Origin of the sequence: Stieleria sp. (assembly GCF_041595215.1) — a bacterium.
Classification (GTDB): Bacteria; Planctomycetota; Planctomycetia; order Pirellulales; family Pirellulaceae; genus Stieleria; species Stieleria magnilauensis.
Window position 1 is genome coordinate 1 of record NZ_JBFHKV010000199.1, and the last position, 9794, is coordinate 9794.

The window sequence follows — 9794 nt, forward strand, 5'->3', positions numbered from 1 at the left end:
CAGCAGCATGACCGCTGCGTACCGCGAGCACCTGTTTCCGATCGCCACCCTGATCACGCCGAATCGCTATGAAGTCGAAGCGATCCTGGGGCGGAAACTGACCGATCTGGATTCCTTTTGCCAGGCCGCCGATGACCTGCATCAGTTGGGACCAAAGTATGTGTTGATCAAAGCCGGGGTGATCGACGGGGATCGGCAGCACATCCTCGCCGACGATGAACACGTGACTTGCATCGGCGTCGCAGACGTGCCGGGAAACCATGGTCACGGTGCGGGCTGCAGTTTGTCGGCGACCATCGCGGCACGTTTGACGTTGACCAGTCCCAAGCACCCGCATGCCCTTCGGGTGAATTCCGCGGTGCAAGGTGCGATCTCCGCCGTTCACACGTCGCTGGAGCTATCGCCGCCGCTAGGCCAAGGCTGCCGCCCTGTCGAGCATCGTGTTTTGCACGCGGGAAAGAATGCCGGCGGGGCTCAATGACAGGCTGGACGTCTAACCCACTTCTGTTTCAGTCAACACCGTCGCGTCACCGATTGGCGGCAAGGCTTTCGCGGCGCCGCGGACTTTGACGTATCCGGAGATGGCGACGATGATCGCCGCCAGCAGCACCAGGATCTTGATCCAGGTGGCTTTCTTGTCGCGGATCGGTTGCAGTTTGGCACTTCGTCCGACCAGGGCCGCGGCGATGAAAAAGACGGCCAGCGCCAGCAACATCTTCGTGCCCACCAAGGCGTGGTAGAGTCCGTCGCCCTGGTGTGCTGGAATGGCCCGGTAGTAGTTGTACAGTCCGCTGACGAGAAACAGCAGCACGCCGATGTGGACGAACCGCTTCCACCGCGACGTGATCGCCGTGGCCAATTGGCGGTGCGGTTCGTCGCCCAGCTCTTTGGCCGACGGCATCAACACGAACGCCGTGAACACGCTTCCGCCGACCAGAGTGATCGCCGTACCGACGTGAACGATGCGTGAGAGGATGTCGAGAATTTCCATGGGATCGCTTTGGACGGGTGGAGTGTCTGCGGAGAGCTACGGTAACCGCACCAAAGGAGACCACTTTAACGACGCACTGGACATGACGGAAGGCGATCGACGCGAGCCTCACATCGCATCATCGACGCGGCCTCCATCGGCGGCGGGAAAGAACTTCTCCAGTGTCGTCGCGTCGGGCTTGGGGGTGACCAGCGATACGATCACGGTCGCAAGCGTCGATGCGATGAAGATCGTCGCGACCGGCATCGTGTGGATCGTGCTGCCGCCCAGCGTGATATCGACCGACCAGTTTTCGATCGCGCCGAATTGGCTGGCCGAAAACAACCAGAACCACACCGAAGCCGCAGTCAACACGCCCGCGTAGGCGCCCCACTTGGTCAACCCACGCCAGTAGATGGCCAAGAACGCCAGCGGGAACAAGCTGCTGAATCCGCTGAAGCACCAAATCCCCAGTTGGAACACGCGGGTCTGGGCGATCGTGGTCAAGCTGAGCAGAAACGTTGCCAAGACGACGGCGATGATGAACCCACGCGAGATCAGGATGATCTGACGATCGCTGAAGCGGTCTTCGCGACTGTAGTGGACCACGATGTCTTTGGTGAACATGGTTCCGATACACAGGAATTGGCTGTCCAGGCTGGACATGATCGCGGCCAAGATGCCGGCCAACAGGAACCCGCCCAGGACATCGCCCGAAAGCGACTTGACCATGAATCCGAGCACCTTGTTGGGATCGCTGGCGATCGGAGGTGGGATGTCGATCAAGCCCGTCGTCGCCCAAACGCCGATCAACACGCAAGGAATCCAGACGATCAAGATGAACACCGGGTGTGCGACGACGGACAACTTGAATGCGTTGGCGTCCCGGGCGGTCAACCAGTGCTGAAACAGGTGCGGAAACATGCCGACCGAAAACGGAATCAACATGTACGTCAAGAACAACCACGGATCCATTCGTTCCCGCGTGCGAAATTTCTCGGGCGCTTCGACGGTGGCGAGTTGGTCCGAAAGGGTGACTTCGGCGCGCACCCGTCGCGCTTTGGGGATTTCTTGGGAGACGATGTGCAGTGAATCCATCAGTCCCGATGGCGGCTCGGTACGCACGACGCGCTGGCCGTCGCGGATCTCATGGGCACGTCCGCTTTCAACCGATTTGGCGGCCAAGCCCGTCGCGATCAAATAAAACGCGACGACACCCAGGACCATGAAGACAATGGTTTGAAACGTGTTGGCCCAAGCGGTGCCCCGCATCCCGCCGAAGAAAACATACACCAGCACGACGGCGCAGATCACCAATTCGGTCAACCACGGCGGAATGCTGCCCGATTCGGTCAGCATCAGAAAATCGCCACGCGTCGCGCCTTCGATCGCCTTGCCGGCCGAGATGATTCCGACCAACAGATAGGGGATGACCAGCCCGACGAGAATCGGGAACAGCAGCAAGCCGATCTTGTCGCTGCCGAGTCGATCGCGAAAAAACGCGATTTGTGTCGTGTAGCCGTATTTCTTTCCCCACGACCAAAGCTTGATGCCCAGCACGAAGAAACAGAGCGAGTGAATGATGCCCGACGAGGACGCGAGCATCGCGTAGACGCCCACCCCTTCGGCAAACGCTTCACCGGTCGATCCGACCAATGCGAACCCGGTCATTGTCGTGCCGAAGAGTGACATCAACAACAGAAACGGGCCGATCGAATGGCTGGCCAGCAGGTAGTCTTTTGACGTGCCGCGAAACAGCCGCGAGGAAAAGAGTCCCAAACTGACGAGCGCCGCCAGATAGACGCCGATGATTAAAACTTTGATCACTCCGGGGCTCATGACACGGCCTCCGAATGCTCGGTTTCGGATGCCGATTTTGTGACGCCTTCCAAATCGTTGGGCCAAGCGAACTTGGTCGCCAGAAACCAAACGACGCTCGCCGCGATGGAGATGCCGGCGTGATACGCCAACGTGACCGGCATGAATCCGAACACCAACCGGTCGTTATCCCAGTTCCAGAGATCCTGGTGCAAGACGACCAGAAGGACAACAAGTCCCCAAACAAGATATTTCATGAAGTGTGATTTGGAAGGTAGAAGGGTTCGTTAAGTTGGGGCAACGCTGTGAAGCATATTTTAGCGGAAGGGCCCGAGACCCATTGAGTGCTTCACAGCGTCAAAGTTGGTGGCAGTGCAAAATGTTAACGGTCGTCTCGCTCACTTGCCGCCGGCCGGTTTGCCGCGACGGTGACGTTGTCGATAAAGATCTCTGCGTTGGTGGCGTTGCCGAACAATCCGGGACTGCCCTGGGTGTTGGGCGCGGGGTCGGTCGCGGTCAAGGTCCAGGTATCAGGTTCTTCCGTTCCCCGCGGCCAAACCTTGCCACGCAAGACGAGCTGTCCCTCTTCGTTGGTGGCTTGAAATTTGATCGAATACCACGTGTCGGCTTTCCAAGCGAACGAAACACTGCGCGCCATCCGGTTCTGCGCCGGCCAGGTGCGAATTTGCAGCTGCTGGTTGGTGCCCATCAAATCCAGCGTGTAGCGTTGGGCGATCAGACCGATGTCGGGCAACTTGGACGCCACCGCTGCTTTGACGTCCGCGGTCACGGTGTAGTCGTGCATGTCAGTCGGTCCCATCCAAGACTGGCTGCGCGTGCCTTTGGGAATGGTGGTGATTTTGACCAACGCCGGGTCGCCATCGATTTTGCGAGGTTCGTGACGATAGCGAGCGCCGATCCAAGTCATCGGAACTTCGTTGTCGCTGAAATCGAATTGCCAGGGCAACGGAGGAACGACGCGCAATCGGGATGTCGCGACGCGGTCGCCGATGCGCGCGGTCACAACGGCGGCGGTGTGGCCAGCGACTTCGCTGGACGCGAGGAAGTTCTGGTCGGCATCGACTCGCCCATCGCCGGACACTTCAAACGTCGCGTTTGCCGGAGTTTCCAAACGTTGTCCGATCGCGTTGTACGCCACCAACCGCAGGGGAAGCGCCGCGCCTGGGACTGCGATGGCTTCGGCGGGGATCAATTGCAAGTGGCTGATCGTGGTGTCGGTGACGGCCGGTCGAGGCTGGGCGTCGAGCGTCGACGCGATTGCGTTTTCGCCAGATGCGGTGTCCTCGGCCTGCTCGCTGGCCAAACAGTACAGGCCTTCGGTGGTGGGCAGGTACAGCCGGCCTTTGGAAACAGCCAAGGAACCGCCGACTTCATGACCGCGCGGCAAACGCGACTTGTAAACCGATTCGATCCCGTCCTCGGTCGGCTTGAGAATGTAGAAGTAGCCGGTCGCGGTGCAGGCATAGATCTTTCCGTCGGCGTAGATCAGACTGCCACGCATCGAGGTGCCGAGTTTCAGTCCGTCGCCGATCTCGTTGCCGGTTTCCGCGTCGAGCACGTGCAGGTGCGAGGAATCCTCGACCACGTAGAGCCGACCGTCGACCAACAAGGGCGAACTTTTGCCGACCGTCAACTCGGGTGTCCGCCAGACTTCGGCCGACGCCGAATCCAGGCTCGCTCGTGTGGCATCGATCCGGACCACGGCGCCCATCGCGGTGCCGGTCGGGTTTTCTTCGCCGTGGGCGGTGTAAACTTGGCCGTTGTCATCGACGACGGCCGACGTGTTGATACCGCGTCGTGAAATCGGCTGACTCCAGAGGACCTTGCCGGTTCGCGGTTGCATGCCATACAGGAATCCGTCGCCCGCGCCGGCAATCATCACGTCTTGCCCGTTGATGGTTGTGATGATGGGCGTGCTGTAGGTGGTGTCTTCGGGCAGCGGTCGGGTGCTGGTGATCCAAGCGAGCACTCCCGTCGCTTTGTCAAAGGCAAGGAAGCGGTGCGCGGGTCTGGCGGTCTCGTCCCAGCCCGTCGTGACGCCGCTGATGATCACCAGGTCCTCGAACACCACCGGCGTGTTGGTGCGGCCGCCGTAGGTGCTGAGCATTCCGAATTCTTCGCTCAATGACCGGGACCACAGCGTCTGGCCGGTTTGTCCGTTCATCGATTGCAGCAGGCAACAGGCACCGAGCGCGTACACATTGCCGGTGTCCGGATCGCAAGCCACGTTGGACCAACCGATTCGCTCGGCGGGCACGTCCGACAAGAACACGTTGTAAACGTTTTCCCAAAGTTGCTCGCCCGTGTTCGCATCCAGGCAGATGACCTTTTCGGCGTCTTTGGGGGTGCCTGGTTGATCACGAACGATGGTGTAGAGTCGTTCGTTGAAGATGACGGGGGTGGAGATCCCGCCGGCTTGCGGGTTCTTCCATCGAATGTTGCTTCCCGATCCGCCGGACCACTTGACGTCGTTGACCAGTCCCGACGCCTGTGCGATTCCGTTTTGATTCGGGCCACGCCACTGTGTCCAGTTGGCCGAGTCGTTCGCGGCGGCAATTGGCAAAACGAAAGAGACGCAAAGGCAGCAGCTGAGAACGGTCGGGTAGCGTTTGAGTGGCATGGAGGTGCTTGGTGGCGGGCTGGGGAACACGCGTGAGAGACAAACGCCGGGGAAGTCGCGATGCAGGGCTGCACGCCGAGAACACCACCCGCGGACGGTTTGTCGTGACGATGCCGGTCGAATGCACGAATCGTGCCAAGTCGGGCTGTCGCTGCATTAGCTGTAGGTCACGCTGTGCGCGACGGAAGCTCGAAATGTCATGCGTCACCCGGTAGCGTGACGCCGTGAAGTGTGTCTCTCCGCGTGTTTGGCGAGGTTATATCGGCAAGGCGCGAGGCCAATACGGCTTACTTTGGCGCCAAACGGGGGACTTTTGTTAGCGGCAGGGCGCGAGCCCTCCGGTCTTTGACGGTGTTTCCAAGCTGAAACCGGACGGCTCGCGCCGTTCCGCTACCATCTTCAGGTGTTTTTTGTTAGCGACAGGCCGCGAGCCCTCCGGTTTCTCATTGCTACCCAAACACCGGAAGGCTCCCACCTACCGCCAATCAATGCTTCGCAGCGTTGCCTACCGCCGGAACACCATCGCTGGCGATTCGGACTGGAAAATATTTTTCCGGCGATGGCAGTTTCTTTGCCGGATTGCGATGCTGTTGGACCGTCGTGACGGTTTGTCGCGACGGTTCAATCCGCCCAGGCAGACTGGATGATGGAAAAACCATTGCGGTGTCGATCGGCCCAGATCAGAATCGGACGCGCCGCCGCTGCAGCAATTGACATTGGTACGCGATGTGCCTTGCAACTGGCGATCATCATTACGACCCCATTGGATGGAGCGGATGAGTTCTGTTGTCTTGCCACTGTCGCTCCATGAAACATGCGCTGCACCTCGAAATACAACCCCAGCCCAACGATTCCAGTTGTGGTCCGACATGCTTAGCGGCCGTCTATGCCTACTGGAATGACCCCGTCGACATTGGCCAGCTGATCGGTGAAACGGGTGGCGGCAACGGCTCGGGGACGTTGGCGGTTCAACTGGGGTGCCACGCGCTCCAGCGAGGCTACGACACCGAGATCACGACGTATAATCTGCATCTGTTCGATCCGTCGTGGTTTGATCCGACCAGCGGCACCGCCGAGGCCGATCGATTGTCCCACAAGCTGCGTCAGCAGCTGGAGGCTAAACGTTGCCGCAAGGACATCGATGTGAAGCGCTTCGAAGTCGCGACGGGATACTACCTACAGTACCTCCGGCTGGGCGGGCGCGTGCGGATGCAGCGACTGGACGATCATTTGATCACGAAAACGTTGACCGCAGGCGTGCCAATTCTGTGTGGCTTGAGTGCAACCTACCTGTATCAGGAATCACGGGAGCGCCCCCAACCGCTTGATGCGGACGGACGCAGCAGTGTTGCAGACGACATTGCCGGCGATCCGGTCGGGCATTTTGTGGTGCTGCATGGATACGACCGTGTTTCGGGCAATGTTTTGATTGCCGATCCGTTGCACCCCAATCCGTTCGCACCGACGAACAATTACTTGGCGCCGTTGTCGCAAGTCACGTCGGCCATCTTGCTGGGTATCGTCACGTACGATGCCAATTTATTGACTTTGGAACCCGCTGCGTCATCAGAAAGGATTTTGGATTGAACATCGTGCTTGTTGCCGAAACCGCCGACGATTGGCTCGGGCGGTTTGAGGGCGTTCAAACCATTGACCCAGGCGAATTCTTGTCCAGTCCCAATGGAAGCACTCCACGTGGGGCCAGGGTTTACAACCTGTGTCGATCGTACGCCTACCAAAGCCTCGGTTACTACGTGTCGTTGTTGGCCGAGGCGCGTGGGCAACGTGCGGTGCCCGATGTCGTCACGATCCAAGACTTGCGGGGGACCGCCGCGATCCGGCTGATCCCGCAACATCTGGAGGAGCTGATTCAAAAGTCGTTGCAATCGTTGACGACCGACAGCTTTGTGCTGAGCGTGTACTTCGGTGAAAACGTCGCCAAAAAGCATAGCCGGCTGGCCAAAGAGTTGTACGCGTTGTTTCAAGCTCCGCTGTTGCGATTCAAGTTCACCCGAGGCAGCAAGTGGCGGTTGCGTGGCGCGTCGGCGATCGCATTGAACGATGTGCCCAAGCACCACCGTCAATTCGTTGCCGATGCCGCACAGCGGCACTTCACTCGCCGGAGCACCGTTCGCGCGAAGCGTCAGGTGACCCGCTACGACATGGCGATCCTGCATGACCCGAAGGAAGGCGAATTGGCACCGTCGGACGAAGCCGCGTTGAAGAAGATGGTCAAGGCCGCAGCGAAAGAAGGCATTGCGGCGGAATTGATCACGCGCGAAGACACCGGGCGATTGCTGGAGTTCGACGCGTTGTTCATTCGCGAAACGACCGCGGTCAACCATCACACCTACCGCACGGCCAGGCGTGCGCAAGCGGCGGGGATGGTCGTGATCGACGATCCGCTCTCGATCTTGCGCTGTTCCAACAAGGTCTATCTGGCCGAATTGCTCAATCGAGCCAAAGTGCCAACGCCGCGAACCATCGTGGCCCATCGCGGCAACGCCGATGAAGTCGCCGGGCAACTCAGTTTTCCGTGTGTGTTGAAACGCCCCGACAGCGCGTTTTCGCAAGGCGTCGTCAAAGCCGAAAATGCCGGCGACCTGAAACGCCGTCTGGACGAATTCTTTTCCGATTCGGAACTGCTGATCGCCCAAGAGTACATGCGCACCGACTTCGATTGGCGGATCGGGATCCTCGATCAACGCGCCGTGTTCGCCTGCAAGTACCACATGGCGCGAGGGCACTGGCAGATCGCCAACCACAGTTCCAAGGGCACCAAGCCGAAATTCGGCAAATGTGAGACCTTGCCCGTCGAAACCGCCCCACGAAAGGCCGTCTCGGTCGCATTAAAAGCCGCCAACTTGATCGGTAACGGACTGTACGGCGTCGACGTCAAAGAATCCGACGGTCAGTTCTATGTCATCGAAGTCAACGACAATCCCAACCTCGACTCCGGAATTGAAGACGCCGTGCTCCGCGATGAACTTTATCGACGGATCATGGAGTCGTTCACTCGACGCATCGAAGTCCAAAAGCAATTAGCCAACTCGAGATAATCATGTCAGACCGTTTGAAGTTGTTCGATGCCTATGGCATTGAACTGGAATACATGTTGGTCGACCGCGACACGCTCGGCGTGCGTCCGGTCGCCGATGTGTTGTTGGCGTCACTGGCCGGCGGTGAATTGACGTCGGAATATGAATCCGGACCGATCACCTGGTCGAACGAATTGGCCTTGCACGTCATCGAGCTCAAGACGACCGAACCGGCGACGAAGATTCGCCCTTTGCCGTCGCGGTTTGAAAAGGCGATCCGCGATCTGGGGCCTGCCTTGGACGCGCTGAACGTGCGATTGATGCCGACGGGGATGCATCCCTGGATGGATCCCGTCGCCGAGACCGCGTTGTGGCCGCATCAGTATCACGAGATCTACAGTGTCTACGACAAGATCTTTGATTGTCACAGCCATGGCTGGGCGAACGTGCAAAGCGTTCACCTGAACCTGCCGTTTGACGATGACCAGGAATTCGGCCGGCTGCACGCCGCCGTGCGATTGGTGCTGCCGCTGCTGCCGGCGCTGACGGCCAGTTCACCGGTGGTCGGTGGCAACTATTCGGGGCAGCTCGATTCGCGGATGAAGTTTTATGCCGAACACTGCAGCAAAGTGCCCTCGTTGGTCGGCGACGTGATTCCCGAACCGATCTATGATCAGGCCACGTACCAGGCGGAAATCATGGATCGTCTGTTCGCTGACATTCGTCATCACGATGCCGACGGAGTGTTACAGGGAGAGTTCCTCAATGCGCGGGGGGCGATCGCCCGATTCGACCGTGGATCGATCGAGTTGCGGGTGATGGACGTGCAGGAGTATCCCGGTGCCGACGTGGCGATCTGCGCCGCGGTCATCGCGTTGGTGAAAGAACTCGTTTCGGAATCCTGGACGTCACTGGACCAGCAAAAAAACGTCCCGACTTCATTGCTTCGCGGTATCCTCAACCACGTGAGCGAGCAGGCTGAAAACGCCAAGATCGAATCGCCCGACTATCTGAAGCTGTTCGGTTATCCTGGATCCAGTTGCCGCGCCGGTGACTTGTGGGCATTCCTGCTTGACCGGATGAAGCGGAACGACGAAGTGCTCGACAGTCTGTTCGCACCGCTGCAGGTGATCACCGATCAGGGGACGCTGGCGACGCGGATTTGTGCCGCACTGGGCAAGAAATTTACGTTGGACGACTTGAAAGACGTGTATGACGAAGTCGCCGATTCGTTGGATCATTGGGAACCCTTTCATCCGTGACACGAAAGTGTGCCGCAGGGAGGACGACGCCAAGTATTCCGCCGCACCGTGGTTTTCGGGTAGGC

8 protein-coding genes are annotated in these 9794 nt (G+C 59.1%); 4 read left to right on the forward strand and 4 right to left on the reverse strand.

What is annotated here, in order from left to right; genetic code table 11:
• The coding region (locus ABX749_RS10170; protein ID WP_372895880.1) for a bifunctional hydroxymethylpyrimidine kinase/phosphomethylpyrimidine kinase at positions 1–481 on the forward strand (481 nt) is incomplete at its 5' end.
• A 12-nt stretch (positions 482–493) separates the two neighbouring features.
• Here the strand turns inward: ABX749_RS10170 and ABX749_RS10175 are convergent.
• From ABX749_RS10175 to ABX749_RS10190, 4 genes are all read right to left on the reverse strand, one after another.
• Complete coding sequence (locus tag ABX749_RS10175) at positions 494–991, reverse strand: hypothetical protein (protein ID WP_372895881.1); 498 nt, start codon at positions 989–991, stop codon at positions 494–496.
• Positions 992–1099: 108 nt separating this feature from the next.
• Positions 1100–2797, reverse strand: a complete 1698-nt coding sequence (locus ABX749_RS10180) for a sodium:solute symporter (protein WP_372895882.1) — start codon at positions 2795–2797, stop codon at positions 1100–1102.
• A gap of 8 nt (positions 2798–2805) precedes the next feature.
• Complete coding sequence (locus ABX749_RS10185; RefSeq protein WP_372895883.1) at positions 2806–3045, reverse strand: DUF3311 domain-containing protein; 240 nt, start codon at positions 3043–3045, stop codon at positions 2806–2808.
• Between the two features lie 125 nt (positions 3046–3170).
• The gene (locus ABX749_RS10190) at positions 3171–5429 is read right to left on the reverse strand and encodes a PQQ-binding-like beta-propeller repeat protein (protein ID WP_372895884.1); all 2259 of its coding nucleotides are present in this window, start codon (positions 5427–5429) and stop codon (positions 3171–3173) included.
• 807 nt (positions 5430–6236) lie between these two features.
• On the opposite strand from ABX749_RS10190, the gene ABX749_RS10195 reads away from it, so the two are divergent.
• From ABX749_RS10195 to ABX749_RS10205, 3 genes are read left to right on the forward strand one after another with little or no spacing between them, the layout of a single operon-like run.
• Positions 6237–7016, forward strand: coding sequence for a hypothetical protein (locus ABX749_RS10195; protein WP_372895885.1), 780 nt, complete (start codon positions 6237–6239; stop codon positions 7014–7016).
• 5 nt (positions 7017–7021) lie between these two features.
• Positions 7022–8488: a RimK family protein gene (locus ABX749_RS10200; RefSeq protein WP_372895887.1), complete on the forward strand. Its 1467-nt coding sequence runs from the start codon at positions 7022–7024 to the stop codon at positions 8486–8488.
• Between the two features lie 2 nt (positions 8489–8490).
• Positions 8491–9729, forward strand: coding sequence for a glutamate-cysteine ligase family protein (locus tag ABX749_RS10205; protein WP_372895886.1), 1239 nt, complete (start codon positions 8491–8493; stop codon positions 9727–9729).
• Positions 9730–9794 lie beyond the last annotated feature (65 nt).